This is a genomic window from Lysinibacillus macroides (assembly GCF_001281525.1).
GTDB classification, from domain to species: Bacteria; Bacillota; Bacilli; order Bacillales_A; family Planococcaceae; genus Lysinibacillus; species Lysinibacillus macroides.
This window is the reverse complement of record NZ_LGCI01000010.1, coordinates 38046-60908: the sequence shown is the minus strand read 5'-3', so window position 1 is coordinate 60908 and position 22863 is coordinate 38046. Positions and strand designations below refer to the sequence as shown.

Below are 22863 nucleotides of genomic sequence, written 5' to 3'. Positions count from 1 at the left end.
AAGGCAGGACAATGAAAACTATTTGGCATAGCCTACTGCTAGCATTTCAATTTTTTACGGTGTTGCCTGTACATAAAGAACTGCCATTAACAAGAACAACGATTACAGGAATGTTTGTCTGCCTCCCATGGATAGGGGCATTGATGGGGACAACCGTGGCAGCAATCCTCTATAGCATGACACAGTGGACGACAAGCAGTGAGGTAATGCTGGCGTTTATTGTGCTGGGGCTATTTGCTTTATGGACAGGTGGCTTACATTTAGATGGCTTTATTGATATGGGGGATGCTTATTTTTCTTATCGAGATCGTGAGAAACGGCTAGAAATTTTAGATGATCCGCGTGTTGGTGCATTTGGTGTACTGTCTGTATTGTTTTTATTAATGGGGAAATTTGTTATTCTCCATGAACTATTTGTCCAGCAAAAATTTGTCTTATGGATGGTTATCGTTGTACCTTTCTTAACACGAGTAGGAATGAGCTTTTATTTTCTTTCACTAAAATGTGCTAAGGAAAAAGGTCTTGCCTATTATTTTCGGTCACATATTGATGCAGCTCACTTAAACATTGGGATGCTGCTATCACTTGTCTTGGGGCTGGCGGTGTTGCTTGCTGTGACACAGTTTTCGATGCTACCAGTGATCCTTGTCATTGTTTTAGGGATAGCGCTTGTGCTATTTCGACAGTTTACATTGCGTAACTTTGGCGGTGTATCAGGGGATTTATTGGGCGCTTCAATTGAAGGAATGGAGGTTGTGCTATGGGGGACATTGTTACTGTGCGCTTAATCAGACATGCGCCAACAACTGCCAATATAGAAAAACGCTATCTTGGCTGGACGGATGCACCATTAGCTAATCCAACAGCACTTGCTGTGATGGATGCTACCGTTCAACAAGTATATGGTAGTGATTTGCTGCGCTGTCAAACAACGGCGTCTTATTATTTTCCACATGCTAGCTATTGTGCAGATGCAAGATTGCGTGAGATGAATTTTGGGGCATTTGAGGGCAAGACGTATATGGATTTACAAGCCAATCCTCAGTATCGAGCCTGGCTAGAAGATCCTAATCAGACGCCACCGCCACAAGGAGAGCGTTTGGCGACATTTACAGCACGTGTAGTAGCGGGCTTCCGTTCTTTACCAAAAGATGAAGATAGTTATTATCTCGTTGTCCATGGTGGTGTGATTCGTGCCTTACTTGTGGTATTTGCCCCAACTGAACAACCGTTTTGGTCGTATCATGTACCACATGACCAGCAATTTACCTTAACGTTTACCCGTCAGGCTTGGGAGGAGGGAGCAAGATGCATATCTTTATTGGCGGGGCCTATAATGGCAAAACCGACTATGTAATGCGCTTTTATCAGCCGCAACAGGTGGTTCTTATAGAGGGGGAAGTCCCAATGAATGTGCCAACTTGTGATGTACTAGTTATCAAAAATTTGGAAACATGGCTACTGACGCAACAACTTGAGGAAGATGATAGGGTAATTCAAACGGTTGTAACAAGGCTTAAGACATTGGCACAGCAGTGTACCTTAGCAGTTATTGTGACCGATATGGGACGTGGCGTTGTACCGATGGATAAGCGGGCACGACTACTGCGCGATACTTGTGGACGTTTATACCAAGCTTTATTTGCAGAGGCAGAGCAAATTGTCCGCATTTGGTATGGCATTGGTGAGCAAATCAAGTAAGGAAGAGGAGAAATGGAATGAAGCGACAAAAATTGATGACATGGCTATTGGCAGCGATGCTAGCAGCTATTTGTGCAGTAGGTGCGATGATTAAAGTACCAATCCCATTTGTGTCAACGGCTGCACTTGACTCAGCACCTGCCTTTTTAGGTGTCGTATTTTTACCACCTGTATTGGCAGGGACGGCAGGAATGCTCGGTCATTTTCTTACAGCACTCACAGCGGGCTTTCCATTTGGACCACTGCATTTGATCATTGCTGTTGAAATGTTTATTGTTGTATGGGTTTTTGGCGTTATGCATAAAAAAGGTATGCATATTTGGAAATGGCCTATTGCTTTTGTGCTAAATGGCATTATTGCGCCCGTGCCTTTTTATTTTCTGATTAGCCCAGCATTTTTCTGGGGCGCATTGATAAGTATTTGTACAGCAACAGCGCTCAATTTAGTCATTGTGGCAATCGTGATGCCTGTGTTAAGAAAAGTTTTTGTACGCAAGGAAGGTAGCGTATCATGAGAAATGCGATAAAGGTAGGGAACTTGATTGCCACGATGGATAATGCGGCAGCTATTGGGCAAAAAACGCAAGATAGTGTAGCAGCATCGGATGAGCTTACAGCCTATATGACAGCCCGTGTCACCTTTTTAGAGCAGCTTGCCGCACAAGCCATTCCTACGCAAATTTTACTGGCGAATTTTTCAGGGGATGCCGCATGGGCGCGGTATATTGCAGGGATACAACAGGTCTTTAAGGAAATCGGTCTTGCGTGTCCTGCCGTTGCGGGGAGCACAGAATCCAATATGCCAACGAAACAATCAGGCTTAGCGATTACAATGCTTGGCGAGCCACAACAACGTGCAGCGTTTGACCATGAAAAGCTTAGCTGGTACACTTATGGTTTGCCGCTTGTTGGCGCAGAGGTAGTAGCGCAGCCTGAAGATGTTGCACAGCTTCAACCCATTTTTCAGGCCTGGCAGGCAGAAATTGTGCAGCAAGTATGGCCAGTCGGGTCAAAGGGGCTGCAGGGAGAATTGGTTCGTCTTTTTAGAGAACAGCAGCCTGAATGCTCTCTTGATATAACCAAATCAGCCGGGCCCTGTACAGTCATTTTGCTTGGCATTGATCCTGAAAAAGAGCAGCAGGCAGAAAAATTTTTCCTAAGAAATTTTGAAAAATTACGCAAAACTACACTGTAATAGGGCTTGTTTCGAGCAGATGAGCTGTGTTGAAAATGGCAAGGGACGAAACACCTATTGCAACACGAAACACAATATGTTAGATTTGTTTAGGAATCAAAACACAATATATAGTATGTTGGACAAGCGGTACCAAGATGGTTTAAAAGGGAATTCGGAGCAAGTATGCTTGCAAGCCGAAGCTGTCCCCGCAACTGTACGTGCTGACAAATAATCGAAAAGCCACTGTTTTTTAATGGGAAGGTGATTATTTGGAGGAAGCATAAGCCAGGAGACCTGCCGCATTGTTCAAGACAGCAACACATTCTTCGGGGATTGAGAAGTGGAGGCGAGAGATTTGTTCACTTCTTTGTGTGCATGTCCTTCATTTCCATTTCCGATTTTACAGCGATCCCGCAACCGATAGATGTTGCAGGATCGCTTTTTTATGTTGTTGGGAGAAAGGGAGAGAAGAGATGACAGTGCAAATTGAACAGCAAATGGCGAAGTTAAAAAATAGTTACACGGAGGATGAACTTGAAAGCTTTGTCAGACTATCAGATCGTTGGCTACGCAAAAATGACAATGCCACATTTGAAGCATGGGCAGATGCGATGATTTTACAAGCACTTAGCCTGATTGATGAGGAGGAGCCCTACTGGACATTTGTGGCTGCACGCATTTATTTAGCAAAACTATACGATCAATTTGCGACGCGCCGTGGTGTTTCACCAAAGGATGTTTATCAAGTATTTCCCGCGCAATTAGCTCGTTATACAGAGGCTGGCTTATATCATGAAAGCTTAACAACAAAATATAGTGAGCAAGAGCTTCAACAATTAGCAAGTTATTTAGAGCCTAGCCGTGATGAGCTATTTACTTATATTGGCTTAAAGACGTTAATGGATCGTTATGTTGTGCGTGATTATACAAAAACACCTGTAGAGCTTCCTCAGGAGCGCTGGATGGTCATCGCCATGACATTAATGCAGGATGAAACAGAAAATCGTCTTGAAAAAGTTCGAGAAGCCTATTGGGCGATGAGTAATTTATATATGACAGTAGCGACACCGACATTATCCAATGCTGGGAAAACACATGGTCAGCTTTCTAGCTGCTTTATCGATACAGTCGATGATAGCCTACAAAGCATTTATGATACAAATACCGATGTGGCGACATTATCAAAATATGGCGGTGGTATCGGCGTTTATATGGGCAAAATTCGTAGCCGTGGCTCCTCCATTAAAGGCTTTAAGGGCGCATCCAGTGGCGTGCTACCGTGGATTAAGCAGCTGAATAATACAGCTGTTTCGGTTGACCAGCTTGGACAACGTCAAGGAGCCATCGCTGTTTATTTAGATGTTTGGCATAAAGATGTTTTTACATTTTTAGATTTACGTCTAAATAATGGGGATGAGCGTTTACGTGCCCATGATATTTTTACAGGGCTATGCATACCAGATATTTTTATGGAAGCAGTGGAGGCACGTGAGGATTGGCATTTATTTGACCCGCATGAAGTACGTGAGGTGATGGGCTTCTCCTTAGAGGATTCCTACGATGAAGCAAAGGGCAATGGTTCCTTCCGCACGAACTATGCTGCATGTGTGGCAAATCCATTATTAAGCCGTGAAGTCGTACCAGCCATTGATATTATGAAGCGAATTATGCGCTCACAGCTCGAAACAGGTGTGCCATTTATGTTCTACCGTGATGAAGTGAACCGCATGAATCCGAATCAGCATGAAGGCATGATTTACAGTTCGAATTTGTGTACTGAAATATGCCAAAACATGTCATCTACGGAATTTGAATCGATCACACTAGAAGATGATGTTATCGTGACTCGTCGCAAGCCGGGCGATTTTGTTGTATGTAATCTATCGTCTGTTAATTTAGGCAAAGCTGTACCTGCGGGTGTATTAGAGCGTTTAATTCCGATTCAAGTACGTATGCTTGATAATGTCATTGCGTTAAATACGATTCCCGTAAAGCAGGCAGAGCGCACCAATTTACGTTACCGTGGTATTGGACTTGGCACATTTGGCTGGCATCATTTATTAGCGCTGAAGGAAATTCAATGGGAGTCTGAGGAAGCCGTAGAATACGCGGACAAGCTGTATGAGGAAATTGCCTATTTAACGATTCGTGCTTCAAATGCCTTAGCAAGTGAAAAAGGAGCGTATCCTTTGTTTAAGGGCTCTGATTGGCAAACAGGAGCCTACTTTGACAAGCGTGGCTATCATAGCGACAAATGGAATGCTTTACGTGAGGCAGTGGCGAAAGAGGGAATGCGTAATGGCTATGTGATGGCCATTGCTCCAAATTCATCGACATCGATTTTAGCAGGTAGTACAGCAACGATTGACCCGATTTTCCAAAAGAGCTACTCAGAGGAGAAGAAGGACTACAAAATTCCTGTGACTGTGCCTGATTTATCACCAGTAACGACTTGGTACTATAAATCTGCTTATTTCATCGATCAAAATTGGACAATTAAGCAAAATGCAGCCCGTGCCCGCCATATCGACCAAGGCATTTCATTGAATTTATATGTTCAAAATACCATTAAGGCGAAGGATTTACTGGCACTGCATATGAACGCTTGGGCAAGTGGTGTGAAAACAACCTATTATGTACGCTCCACATCTGTCGAATTATTAGAATGTGAGTCTTGTGCAAGCTAGGAGGAATAAAACGATGACAACAATTACGAAACGACAAATTATGGATAAGGAAGCGCCAAACCGTTCCACAGGTATTGTGAACGGGCGCTCCTCCAATATTTTAAACTGGGATGACGTCCGCTTTAGCTGGGCGTATCCTAAGTATAAAAAAATGCTCGGTAACTTCTGGACACCCTTTGAAATTAATATGAGCAATGATGTTAAGCAGTTCTCAGAGCTGACAAGAGATGAGCAAGAATCCTTTTTAAAAATTATTGGCTTACTTGCACTATTGGATAGTGTACAAACGGATTTTGCTGGCAAAGTGGCAGACTATTTAACCGATTCCAGCTTGAATGCGTTAATGATTATTTTAGCGCAGCAGGAGGTGATTCATAACCACTCCTATTCCTATGTGCTATCAAGTATCGTTAATAAAGCTGAGCAGGATCGTACCTTTGATTTTTGGCGTACGGAGCCTGTGCTAGAGCGTCGCAATGATTTTGTGATTAAAGGCTACCGTGCATTTTCCGAGGAGCCAACGGTTGATAATATGCTAGAGGCCATTATTTATGATGTAATTTTAGAGGGCTTATTTTTCTATTCAGGTTTTGCCTTCTTCTATCATTTAGCGCGCAATCAAAAAATGGTTGCTACGTCTACGATGATCAATTATATTAATCGCGATGAGCAGCTACATGTCGATTTATTTGTAAAAATTTATCAGGAGCTATTAACGGAATATCCAGAATATGATACACCTGAGCGTAAAGAGAGGGTACAGGATATTTTCCGTGAAGCCGTGCAGCTTGAAATTGACTGGGCAAATGAAGTGATTGGCGATAAAATTGAAGGTCTTGATGTTGAGGACGTCCATGATTATGTCCACTTCTATGCCAATGTGCGCTGTAATCAGCTTGGCGTTGACCGCCCATTTGACGGCTATCGCAAAAATCCATTGAAATGGATTAAGGCTTATGAGGATGTGGACCAAGGCAAAACAGACTTCTTTGAGCAGCGTTCACGTCAATATGTTAAAGTGAATGTAGAAGATAATGGTTTTGATGATTTATAACACCTTCCTGCCTTGTTCGCGGTCAATTGTACCAGCCTTTATAGCGGGAAACAAAACAGCTTGTTCGCGTAAAAAGCGAGCAAGCTGTTTCTGAGTATTGAAACTGAAAGATGTTGATACATTAAGGCTAATGGAGTTGTGTTAATTCACCATTATCCATTTTATACACGCTGTCACATAAAAGAGATATATCTTCAGCATTATGACTAGCTAGCAAAATAGTCATTCCCTGTTTTTTGAAATTTATTAGCATATTTCGAATATCCGATACGCCAGATTCATCAAGTCCATTCATTGGTTCATCCAAAATTAAGAGTTCTGGTTTTTCCATAATGGCTTGGGCAATTCCAAGACGCTGCTTCATACCAAGGGAATATTTACGCACAGCATTTTTATCATCTGGATTCAGACCAACTAAAGTGAGGACCTTTCTGATATCTTCTTCAGTTACACGATTTTGAATAGATCCTAATAATTTTAAATTACGAATACCTGAATAGTGTGGAAGAAAACCAGGAATATCTAATAAAGCGCCAAAATTTTTAGGGAATTTTCCTGTTCCAATATCTTCATCGAAAACTTTAACCACACCTTTAGATGGAACAAGAAGCCCAGCAATTGTTTTAAATAATATACTTTTGCCAGAACCATTTCTTCCTATTATTCCATATATTCCTGGTTTATCTATTTTCATGTGAATATTTTTTAACAATGTACGATTCTTTATTTCTTTCGATAAATTTTGTATTTCTAGTATAGTATTCATTATACATATTCTCCTTTATTCATGCCGCATAAAAAGATACTCTCTGCGAATTTTAAATAGCCTGAAATTAACAACAATTAATACAACAATACTAATTAACACGTTAAAGTAACACCACATTAATGAATAATTATTTAATTCGTGAAAGGCTAATAAACCAGATGTTAAAGGCAACCATTTCAATATACTAGGAAAGGTGCTCCCTATTGTTATAGATAGGATAAAACACATTAGGGTTAATAAAAAAGTAAAGGCGAGATTATCTATCAAAAAAATAAAAAATAAATTGATTAATGCTAGTAAAAAAAAGGATAATATAAGTAAACAAAACTGGTTAATAATCAAATTGAGAGAATTAGAAGTGTATAAATAATTTAATGTCTGAATCCAATCATTGGATACTTTTTCTCTTGGTATAAAAGTAAGAATCCCCATAGTTGTAAGAAAACCTGTTGTAAAAGTTAAGAAAATAAAAATAAACAATACAAAAATAAGACTGTAAAACCAATGACTCAAACTTTTCACATGCAACAGTAGATAGGCTGTTCGTTCCCTTATTTCAGTATGTATAAATAAACCGAATATAGTCAGAATAGGTAATAAAATCAATATACATCTAAACATATCTAGCTTGAAATTTATTGGCAAATAAAAGATAAATATGGTTGCTCGTATAGTCTCTTGAGGGATAATCTTATGGCGTAAGCGCCAAATACTACACACCTTCTAATAATTGCCGAGTTTTGTGATAATCACATTAACATCAATTGTTAGGAGGTTTTTTATGTTACTAGATGAACGAAAACAGATGTGGCAAGATCGCATCGATGCCTACAAATCCAGTGGGGTGCCGAGTGTAAAAGCTTGGTGTAAACAAAATCAAGTAGGTGTCCAAAGTATGTATAGCTGGATGAAACGATTGGAAACTGAACCGACTCACGTCGCTTATCCCCTTACACAATGGGTTGCCATCGATTCATCCAACTCGATGGAAGAAACATCTACTCTAACAGTTAAGGTAGGAGATGTTTCAATCGAAATTAAAGAAGGCTTCAGCCATTCACTTTTCAATGAAGTGCTTCAGGTTCTTCAATCCCATGTTAAGTAAAACTCCGATTAACCGGGTCTATTTAGCAACGGGTGCAACAGATTTACGGAAGTCGATTGATGGATTGGCAGCGATTGTTCAAATGAGTTTTCAACTCGACCCTTTCTCTTCCAATCTATTTGTCTTCTGTAATCGCAAACGTGATAAGTTGAAGATTCTCCATTGGGATCATAATGGTTTTTGGTTGTATTATCGTCGTCTTGAAGAAGGCGTTTTTGAATGGCCAGATGAACAAACAGCTACGCATCTAGCGATTAGTCCTCGCCAATTGAATTGGTTACTTGATGGGATTAGCTATGAACAAAAACAAGCCCATCCAAAAATGGATGCAAAAGTTATCATTTAGAGAGAATTGACCATCTATGTCACCTCTCTTTATGGTATTCTATTTTCATGGAAAAAAATACGAATGAACTACAAGATACAATTGAAGAACTCGCAGCAAAAAATGCGGATTTAGAAAAGCAAAAAGAAGTCCTAGAGGCAAAAGTGAAATGGTTGGAAGAACAATTCCGACTAAGCCAACAAAAGAGATTCGGGACATCTAGTGAAAAAACAAATCCGGACCAAATCGAACTTTCTCTTTTTAATGAAGCTGAAATCACAGCGGATGCAAAAGTGGAGGAACCTACACTCGAAACGATTATGTATAATCGAAAGAAATATGTAGGACAACGAGATGCGAAACTTGAAAACTTGCCTATGGAAACGATTCATTATCGTTTATCCGAAGAAGAGCAGGTCTGTTTGTGTTGCCGTGAAACTGTGCATGAAATGAGTACGGAAACACGACGAGAATTAAAGATTATCCCTGCTCAAGTGAAAGTCGTGGAGCATATTCAACATATTTACAGCTGCCGTAAATGTGAACGTGAAGGAATCGAAACACCGATTGTCACAGCTAAAATGCCAGCGGCAGTTTTTCCAAAAAGTCTCGCTTCTCCTTCTTCAATGGCGTATATCATGAATCAAAAATACGTAGAAGGAATGCCATTGTACCGAATTGAAAAACAATTTGAACGACTTGGTGTCTTTCTATCACGCCAAACGATTGCCAACTGGGTAATATATGGTTCAATGAAGTGGCTCTCACCGCTTTATAATCGCTTGCATGAGCTTCTACTTCAACTTGACCGCCTGCACGCAGACGAAACAACAGTTCAAGTTTTAGCAGAACCCGGAAAGGCTGCAAATTCCAAATCCTATATGTGGTTATACCGATCTGGCCGTGACATAACACCGATTGTTTTATACGATTACCAGACTTCGCGCCACAGTAAGCACCCAAAGGCATTTCTTAAGGGGTTTTCGGGATACCTTCATGTCGATGGTTATGCGGGATACCACGATTTGAAGAATGTGGAGTTAGTTGGATGTCTAGCTCACGCACGAAGAAAGTTCGATGAAACGCTCAAATCGTTGCCTGCCAATGTAGATAAATCTACAACTCTAGCGGCTGAAGGACTCCAATACTGTAATCAATTATTTAAAATTGAGAAACAGATAGATGAGGAAATCAAAAATTGTAGCCCAGAACAACGGAAAGAAGAACGTCAAAAACGCAGTCAACCCGTGTTGGATGCTTTTTTAGCATGGCTAAAATCAAAACGCCCTCAAGTTCCACCAAAAAGCAAACTAGGTGAAGCAATTAACTATAGTTTAAACCAATGGCCTAAACTTATTACCTTTATGAAAGATGGGCGTCTTGAAATTGATAATAATAGAGCGGAGCGTTCTATTAAACCATTCGTTATGGGGAGAAAATCGTGGCTGTTTTCCCAATCTATGAGAGGTGCAACTGCCAGTGCCATTATCTATAGCATTGTAGAAACTGCCAAAGAGAACCGGTTAAATCCCATGAGCTACTTAAACTATCTTTTTGAACAATTACCACAAATAGATCTAGATGATCAGGAAGCACTTGATCAGTTCCTTCCGTGGTCAAAGACCATTCCAAAGGAATGCCGTATTCCTGATAAAGTTAAGTAAAGAATACACCAATGCCCACCTGAAAAACTAGGTGGGCATTATTTTACGCTTACCTTATGGCTGTACATAGAAAAGACTAGAAGTACATTTGCAATAAATGTGGCGATGATGAATAATAATTTTTTTGGTGTTATTATACATAAAAAGTGGTAATTTATAATTCTAGCTAACATCATTCTTACTCTCTTTCTCTAAAAGAATATCTACTCGGTTAACAATAAATAAACCCATCAAATAGATGGAAAAAATTAAGAAAATCCAATATAGAACTATACTATATGGAAAATGTTGCTGACTTAAATTAAATCTATAAATATATTGAATAATATTTACATGGTCAGTAAAAAGATAACGGGATATACCATCAAATTTACCCAATGTTATTGCAACATTTAGCAAATTTACTATAAAAACCACCATAAATGAAATCATCGTTTTTTTTGTCCATGGTACTGTCAATATTTTTGTGTAAATGACGATTCACCCGTTCAAGGGAACTCATCACCTGTGTATTCAATTGTACTTGTTCGAAGTGTTGATTTGAGTGTGTAGGAAAGGGCTAGCCCTTTCCTACACACTCAAATTTCGCGCTGGCGCGTCCCGGTCTAGTTTGCCGGTTCGTGCAGCTGCTCAAACATTTCTTCTAGCTTTGCACGGGCCTGATTGAAGCCGATGTGGCAGCGTGTGGCGAAACGTTGATTATAGTCTTCGAACTGCGTCACTAAAAAGCGCTCCAACGATTCTTCGTTCGGGAACTGTTCCTTGCGCTTTGTATATTTTTTGATTTGCTTATTGAACGACTCGATTAAATTCGTCGAGTAGATGCTTCGCCAAATCGCCTTGGGAAAGCCGTAAAACGTCAGTAAATACGGGTTTTCGAGTAAGCCTTGTGCGACTTTTTTATACGATTTGCCCCATTTTTCGCAGAACGTCTCGAGCGCTTTTTTCGCTGCTTCAGCGTTCTTTGCCTGGTGAATCGTTTTAAAATCCTCGCACACTTCCTTGCGATCTTCTACTCGGACTTTATGCATGATATTGCGTGCCACATGGACAAGGCACACCTGATATTTTGCCTTTGGAAACACATTAAACACAGCGTCTGCCATGCCTTTTAAGCCGTCTGATACGAATAAAAGTACGTCTTCTACACCACGGTCTTTGAGCTCTTGTAGTAGCTCCTGCCAGTTGTAGGCCGATTCTGTTGGGGCAATCGTATAGCCAAGCACTTCTTTAGAGCCGTCTTCACGAATACCAACTGCAATATAGACGGCCTCTTTTGACACCGTATCACGACGCACGGCAATATACGTCGCGTCTAAATACACGCATACGTAACGATTGTGCAAAGGACGGTTATTAAAGGCTTCTACCGTTTCTGAAACAGCCTTTGTCATATTCGAAATCGTTTGCGGCGTATAGTGATGCCCATACATTTTCTCAATTAATTGCGCAATTTCCGCCATCGTAATGCCTTTTTTGAACAAGTGAATGACCGTTTCTTCCAGCGTATCGTTCGAGCGCTTATATGGTACCACTGTCTGTTGTTTAAACTCACCGTTGCGATCCCGCGGGATTTGAAGCGTTAAATCGCCGTACTCCGTGTGAAGTGTACGCGAATAAGACCCATTGCGAGAATTGCCTGAGTTGAACCCGATACGATCGTATTTTTCGTAATCCAAAAATTCCGTCAGCTCTGTCGCCAGTAGCGAGTTGATCGCCATTTCCAAGTGCGAACGAAAAACCTCGGTAATATCTTGTTTTTTGACTAGTGCATCGACAATTTCTGTTGTAAACTGATTCATAGGGAAGACCTCTTTTCTAGGATTGGTTGTGGTGACTTAATTCTACCAAGAAAGGGTCTTCCTTTTTCTATGGAATTTTCTATTTACACAAAATATTTTATACTCTCTTGTCCATAAAAATATCAGAAAATAAATTAATCCTAGTAAAAATAAAATAAGCCATAGCAATATGATGGTTACTATGGAGTACAGTATAGGGGAATAATTAGATAAAAAAGTAGCATAATTTTCATAATAACTAAGAGCAAATTCACTCCAATTATTCTTAAAACTAAGAATAAATGCAGATTGCAGCAGCATAATACCAACAACGGTAAGGGAAAAAATAGCCGTTAGTTGAGCAATAAAAATTACATTCATTTGATACCATTGTCGTTTACTCTTAAATCTAAAGGCTATATAATTTTGCACCTCACCTGCTGAAAAATGTACAGTAATAATTATTAAAAACGTTGGTATCATTATATAGGATAATGGAAGAAATCCCGTTATCTTCATCAACAAATCATATACATTCGTCTCTAAATCATTCTCCACTGTTGAAAATAAAAGATCTAGACTGTATAGTGAAAGCAAAATAAAAATGAATATATTAATATTTTTGTTATAAAAAACCTTTATCAGTTCATGATTACGTGTTTTTTTGTTCAACCTTATAACCTCCTATAAAGAAAGTTATGATTCCAACCATACATAATATAATTCCATACAAGCATCGTTGTGCAAAATTCACCCCAAAATGATTAACATCATATAATACTACTGCATTTAAATAGGTATGAATGTTAATTAATACGGTTGCAGAAAAAATATAATAGATAAAAGGTAACAATACAGCCAAATAAATATTTTGGATAAATGTTGATATACCTAAAGCAAAAGTAGCAAAGGTAAATCCACAGAAAAACAAAACGATTAAAATAATTAAAATGGCTATAATAGGTGAATGGATACCTAAACTTTTGAAGTATTCAAACGTTTCCATTTGTTCTTTTGCCATTGGAATATGTGTAAAAACTTTGATTCCCAAAAGAAATAACAATGAAATAAATGGACCAATAAACAAAACAAATCCTCCAACAAGTCCATTTACAAGTAGCCTTATCAATCTATAGCTAGTTTTACTCATCCGAATATAGATATATTTATTTAATCCTGTCTTACAATCACTTACATATGATGCTGCAAAGGGTAAACAACTGATAATTGGAAAAACAACAATTAAAAAATTAGCTGTTCCTGAATTATAGCCTGATAAAAATAAATATAAAACGGATATATCACCATATTTAATCCAACTTATGTATTCAAACATACCTCCAAATACTAAAACTATGGAAAAGATGGATGTAAAAAGGGTTATTTTTGAGAAAAATGCTCGTTTAAATTCCTCTTTTATATAAGAATTCATATATAACACCTCAAAACACATTCATTTTATTATATAACTCTAAATTTGTGGTGCAGTCTATCATTTATGAAAATCAAAAGCATTATTATTATCCGAAATATTAGGATGATATGTAGCTAATGCTAATTATAATAGATAGCTTATTAATTAGGCGTCCATTCTCCTGAAGTTTGAATATCTTCAAATGTTCCAGAGGAAGTCGAGATATTAAGACGAACTTTTTTATCTTTCCATGTACTAGCAGCTGTATAGTCCATTGTTTTTCTTCCTGTTGTTGAATAAGAAACCTTTGAAGAAATATTTGAGCCTGATGCATCTTCAATCCAAGAAACTAATTTTCCATCTTTTTCAATATAACCAACTTCATTGTAAGCTGATCCAGTAGTCGTTTTTGTGATAGTTGATGTTTCATAGTCACTAAAGGTTGGTACATTGGCTGAGTAGTTCTCCCATGTTGCCGCGGCAGCACCCATAGCTGAAGTCATTACGCCAACTACACCAGTAGCTGCCATGACTTTTATCTTTTTTTCCCTCTTTCTTAATGTAATGAACCTAAAATAATTAAAGATTGAAATGAAAAGACTTACACCACGTATCGAAATATAAAATAAATGGACTTAATAGTAAATATTTTATGCAAAAATAGTTAATTATCGACAATTATCGACAACTTTTGGATGGTGATTTTATGGAAAAATATTTTGTTACGGAGGACACTGAACAAGTCGATTTATGCCAACGGATTTGGTGTAAATCGACTTTTTATGTTTATGAAATAGATTAATCATAAAAAATCACTAGCGTTGCATTAAAATAATTCAACCATCAAAAAGAAACGAGCTTCATTTGATGATGAACCACTTTGACTGACGTGCAGATGAAATCGCTGAACTGTACAAGACATCTTTGGTGATGGAATTGTCTTTCAAATGGATGAAGCCGCACTTGAACATTAAAAAATTCTACAGCAGGATGTGCAGAATCAAGTGTACATGGCGATGATTGTCTATTGTTTAAACGTGTTGATGTAGCTTCATACCAATGTGACCTCAATACATCGCAGAGTTGCTCAAAAGAAGGAGATCCCCGCTCAAAAAGATGAAGGAGTCGCTCAAAAGAAGGAGATCCCCGCTCAAAAAGGAGAAAGAGTCGCTCAAAAGAAGGGTCTCTCCGCTCAAAAAAGTAAAAGAGTCACTCAAAAGAAAGTTCTGCCATTCAAAAAAGCTATGAGCCTCTTTATTTAATTATTACGTGACTCGAAAAAACATTGCCAATTGCGAATGATTTTCAGTTATAATGGAAAACGAATGGGATTTAAAGAGAACGGAGCGACAGTATGCAAGCAATTAAACAATTAGGGCAGTATTTAGCGCCCTACAAATTTTTAACCATTATTGCACCACTGCTAATGGTGCTAGAGGTAACAATGGATTTGCTACAGCCAACCATTATGCAGCATATGATTGATACAGGCATTGCCAATGAAGATCATCCATATGTGTTCAAAATGTTTGGCTGGATGCTGATAAGCGCGGTGCTTGGGCTAGTAGGCGGTATCGGCTGCTCGTATTACAGCTCAAAGGCGGCGATTCATTTTGCCTCAGATATTCGACAGGCACTTTATGAAAAAATGATGAGCTATTCAGCAAGAGAGCGCGATACCTTGACAACAGGCAGGCTGATTACAATTTTAACAAGTGATGTAGAAAGCATTCAGCGCGCATTTATGATGACATTGCGTATTTTTGTGCGTGGGCCATTGCTATTTATCGGAGCAGTTATTATTGTTTTTATCACAGCGCGGGAGCTTTTTTCCATTCTGCTGATTATCGTACCCATTTTAATTATTGCCATGTACTTTTTTACAAAGTATTCAGGCATGCTTTATCGCCGTGTGCAGGAGGCAATTGATGCGGTCAATACAAAGCTACAGGAAAATCTTGCTGGAATTCGTGTGGTGAAGGCCTTTCGACGTGAACAGCAGCAAATTTCGCAATTTAGTAGCTTGAATCATGCGCTGACAAAGCGTTTTATGACCGCCGAGCAAATTGTTGGGGTGCTTGTGCCTTTTACCATGTTTGTGGTTAATCTTGGCATTGTGGCAGCGCTCTGGCTTGGCGCGATCAAGGTGGAGGCAGGCACTTTACAGGTTGGGGTTATTCTTGCCTTTATTAACTATTTAACAATGATTTTAAATGGCTTAATGTCCTCCAGCATGGTGCTGATGCAAATTGCGCGCGCACTGCCCTCAGGAGAACGTATTGTCGATGTATTACATAAGGATGTTGTGGTGAAGGAAGCCGCCAATGCGCTTGCTGAGCCGCTAGCAGGAGCAATAGATTTTGACCATGTAAGCTATCGCTACTACGATACCGCAGAGGATGTCTTGAAAAATATTTCATTTTCGGTGCAGCCTGGGCAAACGGTGGGCATTATTGGGAAAACAGGCAGCGGTAAATCGACGCTCGTCAAGCTATTGCCACGTCTATTTGACCCAACAGGCGGGGAAATCCGTGTAGATGGCAAGCCACTCAAATCCTATGCATTGGCTACATTACGAGCATATATTGGCTTTACACCACAAAGAGCATTGCTATTTTCAGGGACAATTGACAGCAATGTTCGTCTTGGCAAGGACGAGGCAAGCGCAGAGGAGCTACAGCAGGCTTTAGATGCGGCTTGTGCCAGTGAATTTGTGGAGCGGCTTGAGCAGGGCTTGGCATATCCATTAGCACAGGGGGCTACCAATCTTTCCGGTGGGCAAAAGCAGCGGCTTGCGTTAAGTCGAGCGCTTATTCGCAAGCCTGCCATTTTAGTGCTGGATGATACAACCTCGGCACTTGATAGTGGCTCTGAGAGGCATGTACAGCAGGCGATTGCTGCAAATTATGCGGATACAACAACATTTATCGTAGCATCGAAAATTACCTCGATTCAGCAGGCGGATATGATTCTTGTCTTAGCGGATGGTGAAATTGTTGGGCAGGGCACACATCAGGAGCTTCTACAAACAAATCCGCACTATCAAGCAATTTATGCATCACAGCAAAAGGCTGGTGAACAAGCATGAGTCAACAGCAGCAACCAAAGCAAATGAATTTTGGACGTGGGCCTCGTGTGGCAGGACCCGCTGAAAAAGCGAAAAATCAGCAAGCCACACTCATTAGAATAGGACACTATGTGAAGCAGCAAAAAATCGGGCTGTTTTTTGCCATCTTTTTTGTGCTAGCATCGACCTTTTTAAGCTTGGCAGGCCCCTATATGATTGGGCATATCATTGATGAATATATTTTAACAAAGGATATTGCAGGAGCAATTCGCCAAAGCATTGTGCTCGCTATTATTTTTAGTGCGGCATCCATTTTTACATGGCTGCAAACCTATGTCATGATTCGTGTGGCCATGACAACGATTCGCACATTGCGCTTAGCGCTCTTTCAAAAGCTGCAAGCATTAACATTACGCTTTTTTGACCAGCGTGCATTGGGCGATTTAATGAGTCGTGTAACGAATGATATTGATAACCTCAATACAGCACTTGCCCAAAGCGTGACACAAATTGTATCGTCCATTTTAACGGTGATTGGTGTCAGCATTGCGATGTTTGCCTTAAGCTGGCAATTGGCGCTTGTGACACTCATTATTATTCCGCTTATTGTTTTCTCAACAAAGCAAATTGTCAAGCGCAGCAGTAAAAATTATGCGGCACGTCAGCGTGATCTTGGTAAGCTAAACGGCTATATTGAGGAGATGATTACAGGCGCGGAGGTAGTAACGCTTTTTGGTAAGGAGCAGCAAACAATTGCTATGTTCCGTCAGCAAAATGAAGCGTTGCGTCACTCTGCCCAGCGCGCAGAAATTACCTCTGGCTTATTAGGACCGATTAATAACTTTATGAATAACCTTGGCTTAGCCATTGTGATTGGCACAGGGGCATTGCTGGCGGTGAACGGCATTGTATCTGTCGGTATTATTGCAGCCTTTGTAACATACACACGCCAATTTTTCCGTCCGCTTAACCAGCTCTCGAATTTGCTGAATACATTTCAATCCGCTATTGCTGGTGCGGAGCGTGTGTTTGAAATACTTGATGAGCCATCAGAGGTAGCTGACCGACCACATGCCATTGATGTCCCCGCATTCCGAGGAGATGTGGCTTTTAACAATGTATCATTTAGCTATACACCCGATAAGCCTGTGCTTAAAAACATTTGCTTCCATGCTAAGGCAGGGGAAACCATTGCCCTTGTTGGTCCAACAGGCTCAGGCAAAACAACGATTATTAATTTACTAACACGTTTTTATGATGTTGACCAAGGAACAATTCTCATTGATGGGCAGCCGATTGAGCATTATCAAATGGCAACCATTCGGCAAAAAGTTGGCGTTGTATTGCAGGATACGTATTTGTTCTCTGGCACAGTTCGAGAAAATATTCGCTTCGGTCGGCTCGATGCAACAGATGCAGAGGTCGAGGAGGCGGCAAAAATTGCTAATGCCCATCACTTTATTAAATATTTGCCAGCCCAGTACGATACACATGTGCAGGCTGGTGGTGCTAACTTAAGTCAGGGACAACGCCAGCTAATTGCCATTGCTCGTGCCATTTTAGAAAATGCGGATATTTTAATTTTAGATGAAGCAACATCAAGCGTGGATACACAAACAGAGGTCGATATTCAAAAGGGCCTACAGCATTTAATGCAGGGGCGCACAAGCTTTGTGATTGCCCATCGCTTAAAAACGATTGAAAATGCCGATAAAATCCTTGTGATTCAGCAGGGGGAAATTGTGGAGCAAGGCAATCATCAAGCATTAATGCAGCAGCAGGGCATTTATTACGAACTGCAACAAAAGCTATTGTTAGAGCAGGTAGAATAGGGAATAATAGATATACATCTTTCAGAAGGCGAGGGGTTTATATGTATGAATTAAAAACAACAGAAACGGATGCCAGTGTTATTGAATTTATTGAAAGCGTAGACCATCCAAAAAAGCGCGAGGATGCATATCAGCTTGTTGATATTTTTACGGAAGTGTCAGGCTATGAGGCAAAAATGTGGGGTCCAAGCATTATCGGTTTTGGGAAATACCATTATAAATATCAAACAGGGCATGAAGGGGATGCACCACTTGTAAGCTTTTCCCCTCGCAAAGCAAAAATTAGTCTATACTTTGCACCGGGCGATCCAGAGCGTGAGCAGCTACTCCAGCAATTTGGCAAGCATACAACTGGAAAAGCGTGTGTCTATATTAATAAGCTAGCGGATATTGATATTGACGTGTTAAAGGCTCTGATCCAGCAATCTATAGCCTTTCTACAAAAAACCTATCCATCAGAAGAGGCATAAGACATTTGGCTGTTGAGAATATTGTTCTCGGCAGCCTTTTCTCTATGTAACACTTTCAGCTATCATACGTCTAAGCGGTTAGAAGGAGGAGGACAATGAGGCAAATACTTACGCTATGCATAGTTATACTAGCTACGCTATTGATTGGAAGCGAAGCATTAGCTATAGATGACCAAGCAAAAATTGAAGGACGCAAAGCATATGGCTTATCAACAGACCCTGAGCTTATCCAGTCATTGCCATACTCGGCAGTGTACAATATGTACTTATCACCAGAGGAGGAGGCTGTACTAGAGCAGCGGTTTCAAACACAAAGCAGCGTCATTCCTCAAATCCAGCAGACGCTAGCAACGATGCTAGATGCTAAGGATTATCTAGGGATGTATATTGATCAGGCAAATGGCGGTGTGGTGAATATTGGCATACGACACGGGGCAGCGGTAACAGAGGTAGAGCAAGCTATTTTAGCAGCCTATGGTGAGGCATTGCCGATTCAATTTTATCAAGCCCATTATTCTGAGGCAGATTTGAATAAGGTTATGGCAACGATTTATGCCAATCAGGCAGCACTCAATATCCAATATGCAAGTGTTGATTTTAGTCATCAAAAAATCATCGTAGGCATAACGAGAAAACACTCAATAGCGGAAGCATCGACTAACCTACGTAATCTAACAAAGCAAGATGCAGCATTATTTCAAATCTATTATGTAGATAAAGCAGCAGAGGCTTTAGCCATAAAAGCGTCAGGCTGTGCCACAGGGCTTTCTGCTATAACATTTTATACCATGTCGTATCCCATTGGCACTGCCCAGTGCTGGAGCGCTCTAGCAATGGGGATGTTTTATGCAGATCACGCGGCGGATGCAGAGGGAATTGTTATGGACAAAACAGCTAAAACGCTAACGATTGTTTGGAATGTGTCAGCACAAGACATTGCGGCGAAAACAAAACAAGAAATTTTAGCAATCGCCAAGCCAAATGCGTTAACAGTATCCTATCCAGATACAAGCCCCTTTGCGGTTGGTGATCGAGTGGCTATATGGACAACAGGCGCTTACAATGAATCCTACCCCGCTCAGGGCACGGCTACCATGATAAAGCAACGAAACTCATACTTTGAATAGAGTTTCGTTTTTTTGTTTATCGCTTAAAGATTCGGTAAAATAATGGAAACTGATAAGTGGAGGGATTGTGTGTGACGAGTTCGATTTGGATTGATGCAGCCATTGAGCAAGTATGGCAGGCAATTACAGAGGAGGAGCCATTATCAAAATGGTATGCGCCGGGGTCTACTTGGGCGATTCCACGCTTGGCAGCGGGCGAAAAGATGATATTTACATTAATGCCAAGCGAGCATAATCAGCTAACAGAGCCACTGCCCATGGAGCTAAAGATTGAGCGTGTTAGTAAACATCAGGAATTTGCATTTTACTTGGAGGTTCCCGAAACCGTGATTGCCATATCGATAGCAGAGGAGCCGCAAGGTGGTACAACGGTTCGCTTTAATATGGCTGGCTACGATGCTTCCCTTGCTTATTTAAAGGCATTACTAGAGGGTACTACGTCTTAGGTCTGAGAGAATTTTCAAGCGCAGGGACGTATTGGTGATAGAGGTGCTCCTGTTATAATATATTTATTAGATAGCGGGAGGAATTCAATTATGAAAAAAGTAGCGGGTTTAGCGGCTGTGATGGGGACGTCGGCGTTGCTGTTAGCGGGGTGCTTTTCCTTTATTCCGGGCAAAATGCAGGAGGAAGCCATTGTGGTGGAGAAGGATCAGGCAAAGGCATTAGAGGTAGATATTAATTTTGGCCTTGGTGAAATGTCGCTTACAGGTGGCGCAGAGGAATGGGTAGAGGGCAGTGCTAGCTATAATATGGAAAAGCTTGCGCCCCAAGTAAGCTACACTATAAAGAAGGATAGAGGAGAAATTGTCATTGAGCATAAAAATACAGCAAAGCCAAAGCTATCCAAAGTAAAAAATAGTTGGACGATGCAGCTCAATAATGATGTGCCAATCGATTTAACAGTTGAAACAGGGGCTTCGAAAGCAAATCTTGATTTGCAAGGACTACAGCTTGAAAATTTAGAGATTGAAGCGGGTGTAGGCGATGTAACGGTCAATCTAGGTGGCGATTGGCACAAAAGTTTTACAACGAATATTGAAACAGGGGTAGGAAAAACAACGGTGATTTTACCTTCAGCAGTGGGGGTAAAATTAACACTGGAAAAGGGCATTGGCTCCTCCACTATTGAAGGCTTTACTGCACAAGGTGATGGTGTCTATGTCAATGAAGCCTACGAAAACGCAGATGTTGTATTAGACGTCAAAGCTGAAATGGGCATCGGAGAAATTACATTTACCGTAGATCAATAACTAAAAAAGTTGAAAGACAGGAGGACGTCTTTCAACTTTTTTTATATGGAAATGTTTTTGGAATCGGTCCAAAGGCAATCCAATGATAGTTAATATATTTTCCAATGACCAAGACCACCCACCAAGTGACAAATAAGGCAATCACAAAGCCACCCACACTCCATACGTGGAATACCAGACTATTGCCACTAATAGGAATTTGTCGATAAAGAAACAGGAAAAATGGATGCAATAAATAAATACCAAAGGATAGTGTTCCTAGGTTAATCAAGCTATTGACAATAGCTCTATGCCATTGATGATAAATCCAGAACGACAGCTGTAATAACACAATGCTAGCTGTAATGGCTTGCAGCTCAAAAGCAAGCTCAAAGACAATACTGCTTGCTAAATAGGTCTGTGATGAAAACACAAAATAATATAAATAAATATTATAGCAAGTAGCAAATAGCCATAGCAGCCAAATAAGCAAAATAGCAATCGAGAAATTTTCCCTTTTTAGCTGGAGCCATTTTTTATATTTTTCAAAATAAATACCTAAAAATCCACCTGCTAGGAAATAAAAAAGATACGAGAATGCAATACTTCCACGATAGGGATACTGCCAAAACGCAGCATTTAATAAAATAAATGCCCACTGTAGGACGAAGCCAATCCAAATAAGATGAGGCGATACGACTGGTTTTTTCTTAATGATATAGAGCATAAGTGGGAACATTACATAGAATTGCACCATAATAAAAATATAATATAAATGCGTATAGGCTTTGCCGATTAATAGTTTTTCCAAAAATTCCATGCTAAATAATGCCTGCCATGTAAGGGCTAGGTCATGCGTCAGAAAAAGTCGTGTGGCGGCATAATAAAAGATAGAAAAAAAGAGATACGGAATAACAATTTGCGTGACTCGCTTTTGATAAAAACGTACAATCAGCTCTTTCGTAAGGTCCTTTTGGATATAGTTGTAAAATAACACAAAGCCACTTAAAAAGATAAATACAGGCACAGCAAATTTCGGAAAAATATTTAACGCAACATATAGCGGATAGAGCTTTGAGTCACTGGGTAAAGCGGTGACAGGTGTGCTAGTAGCATGAATCAAAAGTACTGCTAAAATGGCTAATGCACGCGTAATATCTAATTCATAAACATGGGCTCGCTTCATACCAATCATCTCCAAAAAATTTATAGTGTTTCTTAAATCAGCGCTGTATATTTTAGTTATTCTTTTGTCCACATGGTTTACTATAAAAAATATTTATGTCAGGCAGATGTCAGCAAAAATTCCTAGAAAAAAACATCTTATATATAAGGTGTTTATTGGAAATGAATAGCTTTATATTGGTAGTAAGTTATTTTCCTTGTAGGAGCCTCTCTTAAACAAACCTTTTAATAAAATACTAGTAGCGTCTAATGGAAAAATATATAATTTAGATA

Annotated in this window: 22 protein-coding genes, 1 pseudogene and 1 riboswitch; of the genes and pseudogenes, 17 read left to right on the top strand and 6 right to left on the bottom strand. The window is 40.0% G+C overall.

Annotation, left to right across the window (positions count from 1 at the left end):
- The first annotated feature begins 11 nt into the window (after positions 1–11).
- The 7 genes from cobS to ADM90_RS15055 all read left to right on the top strand — a co-directional run bounded on the left by cobS (position 12) and on the right by ADM90_RS15055 (position 6619).
- Positions 12–788, top strand: a complete 777-nt coding sequence (gene cobS / locus ADM90_RS15085) for an adenosylcobinamide-GDP ribazoletransferase (protein ID WP_053995784.1) — start codon at positions 12–14, stop codon at positions 786–788.
- Positions 761–1357 carry a histidine phosphatase family protein gene (locus tag ADM90_RS15080; RefSeq protein ID WP_053995783.1) on the top strand — a complete coding sequence of 199 codons (597 nt, stop codon included), beginning with the start codon at positions 761–763 and terminating at the stop codon, positions 1355–1357. Before cobS ends, ADM90_RS15080 begins: the two co-directional genes overlap by 28 nt.
- The gene (locus tag ADM90_RS15075) at positions 1309–1701 is read left to right on the top strand and encodes a bifunctional adenosylcobinamide kinase/adenosylcobinamide-phosphate guanylyltransferase (RefSeq protein ID WP_053995782.1); all 393 of its coding nucleotides are present in this window, start codon (positions 1309–1311) and stop codon (positions 1699–1701) included. Before ADM90_RS15080 ends, ADM90_RS15075 begins: the two co-directional genes overlap by 49 nt.
- A gap of 17 nt (positions 1702–1718) precedes the next feature.
- Entirely contained in the window at positions 1719–2216 is a 498-nt protein-coding gene (locus ADM90_RS15070; RefSeq protein ID WP_053995781.1) for an ECF transporter S component, read from the top strand.
- Positions 2213–2896: a hypothetical protein gene (locus tag ADM90_RS15065; protein WP_053995780.1), complete on the top strand. Its 684-nt coding sequence runs from the start codon at positions 2213–2215 to the stop codon at positions 2894–2896. The genes ADM90_RS15070 and ADM90_RS15065 overlap by 4 nt, the downstream gene beginning before the upstream one ends.
- Before the next feature lie 110 nt (positions 2897–3006).
- Positions 3007–3195: riboswitch (cobalamin riboswitch) on the top strand.
- A 156-nt stretch (positions 3196–3351) separates the two neighbouring features.
- Positions 3352–5565, top strand: coding sequence for a ribonucleoside-diphosphate reductase subunit alpha (locus ADM90_RS15060; RefSeq protein WP_053995779.1), 2214 nt, complete (start codon positions 3352–3354; stop codon positions 5563–5565).
- Between the two features lie 13 nt (positions 5566–5578).
- A complete protein-coding gene (locus ADM90_RS15055; protein WP_053995778.1) occupies positions 5579–6619 on the top strand; it encodes a ribonucleotide-diphosphate reductase subunit beta in 1041 nt (346 codons plus the stop codon).
- Positions 6620–6746: 127 nt separating this feature from the next.
- On the opposite strand, the gene ADM90_RS15050 is transcribed toward ADM90_RS15055, so the two are convergent.
- Complete coding sequence (locus tag ADM90_RS15050) at positions 6747–7385, bottom strand: ATP-binding cassette domain-containing protein (protein WP_053995777.1); 639 nt, start codon at positions 7383–7385, stop codon at positions 6747–6749.
- A gap of 784 nt (positions 7386–8169) precedes the next feature.
- Between ADM90_RS15050 and tnpA the strand changes: the two genes are divergently transcribed.
- Genes tnpA through tnpC form a run of 3 tightly spaced genes read left to right on the top strand, consistent with a single transcriptional unit; the run spans position 8170 to position 10482 of the window.
- On the top strand, positions 8170–8493 hold the full coding sequence (gene tnpA / locus ADM90_RS24320) for an IS66 family insertion sequence element accessory protein TnpA (RefSeq protein ID WP_053995776.1): 324 nt from the start codon (positions 8170–8172) through the stop codon (positions 8491–8493).
- Positions 8483–8839, top strand: a complete 357-nt coding sequence (gene tnpB, locus ADM90_RS15040) for an IS66 family insertion sequence element accessory protein TnpB (RefSeq protein ID WP_053995775.1) — start codon at positions 8483–8485, stop codon at positions 8837–8839. The genes tnpA and tnpB overlap by 11 nt, the downstream gene beginning before the upstream one ends.
- A 47-nt stretch (positions 8840–8886) precedes the next feature.
- Complete coding sequence (tnpC, locus tag ADM90_RS15035; protein WP_053995774.1) at positions 8887–10482, top strand: IS66 family transposase; 1596 nt, start codon at positions 8887–8889, stop codon at positions 10480–10482.
- A 605-nt stretch (positions 10483–11087) separates the two neighbouring features.
- Here tnpC and ADM90_RS15025 read toward each other — a convergent pair.
- The 4 genes from ADM90_RS15025 to ADM90_RS15010 all read right to left on the bottom strand — a co-directional run bounded on the left by ADM90_RS15025 (position 11088) and on the right by ADM90_RS15010 (position 14207).
- Entirely contained in the window at positions 11088–12284 is a 1197-nt protein-coding gene (locus ADM90_RS15025) for an IS256 family transposase (protein WP_053993757.1), read from the bottom strand.
- 42 nt (positions 12285–12326) lie between these two features.
- Complete coding sequence (locus ADM90_RS15020; protein ID WP_053995772.1) at positions 12327–12935, bottom strand: hypothetical protein; 609 nt, start codon at positions 12933–12935, stop codon at positions 12327–12329.
- Positions 12916–13695 (bottom strand): hypothetical protein, encoded by a 780-nt coding sequence (locus ADM90_RS15015; protein WP_053995771.1) that lies wholly within the window; start codon positions 13693–13695, stop codon positions 12916–12918. Before ADM90_RS15015 ends, ADM90_RS15020 begins: the two co-directional genes overlap by 20 nt.
- A gap of 143 nt (positions 13696–13838) precedes the next feature.
- Complete coding sequence (locus ADM90_RS15010; protein ID WP_053995770.1) at positions 13839–14207, bottom strand: hypothetical protein; 369 nt, start codon at positions 14205–14207, stop codon at positions 13839–13841.
- Between the two features lie 289 nt (positions 14208–14496).
- Between ADM90_RS15010 and ADM90_RS25565 the strand changes: the two are divergent.
- The 7 genes and pseudogenes from ADM90_RS25565 to ADM90_RS14975 form a co-directional block, all read left to right on the top strand.
- Positions 14497–14720: pseudogene (locus ADM90_RS25565) on the top strand (IS4 family transposase); the annotation flags it as partial.
- Between the two features lie 311 nt (positions 14721–15031).
- Positions 15032–16765 carry an ABC transporter ATP-binding protein gene (locus tag ADM90_RS15000; RefSeq protein WP_053995768.1) on the top strand — a complete coding sequence of 578 codons (1734 nt, stop codon included), beginning with the start codon at positions 15032–15034 and terminating at the stop codon, positions 16763–16765.
- On the top strand, positions 16762–18576 hold the full coding sequence (locus ADM90_RS14995) for an ABC transporter ATP-binding protein (protein WP_053995767.1): 1815 nt from the start codon (positions 16762–16764) through the stop codon (positions 18574–18576). Before ADM90_RS15000 ends, ADM90_RS14995 begins: the two co-directional genes overlap by 4 nt.
- A 41-nt stretch (positions 18577–18617) precedes the next feature.
- A complete protein-coding gene (locus ADM90_RS14990) occupies positions 18618–19046 on the top strand; it encodes a DUF1801 domain-containing protein (protein WP_053995766.1) in 429 nt (142 codons plus the stop codon).
- A gap of 95 nt (positions 19047–19141) precedes the next feature.
- A complete protein-coding gene (locus tag ADM90_RS14985) occupies positions 19142–20173 on the top strand; it encodes a DUF3221 domain-containing protein (RefSeq protein WP_053995765.1) in 1032 nt (343 codons plus the stop codon).
- Between the two features lie 71 nt (positions 20174–20244).
- Positions 20245–20619 (top strand): SRPBCC domain-containing protein, encoded by a 375-nt coding sequence (locus ADM90_RS14980; RefSeq protein ID WP_053995764.1) that lies wholly within the window; start codon positions 20245–20247, stop codon positions 20617–20619.
- A gap of 90 nt (positions 20620–20709) precedes the next feature.
- Positions 20710–21426 carry a toast rack family protein gene (locus ADM90_RS14975; RefSeq protein ID WP_053995763.1) on the top strand — a complete coding sequence of 239 codons (717 nt, stop codon included), beginning with the start codon at positions 20710–20712 and terminating at the stop codon, positions 21424–21426.
- Between the two features lie 31 nt (positions 21427–21457).
- Here ADM90_RS14975 and ADM90_RS14970 read toward each other — a convergent pair whose 3' ends face one another.
- A complete protein-coding gene (locus ADM90_RS14970) occupies positions 21458–22591 on the bottom strand; it encodes an acyltransferase (RefSeq protein ID WP_053995762.1) in 1134 nt (377 codons plus the stop codon).
- Positions 22592–22863: the final 272 nt, after the last annotated feature.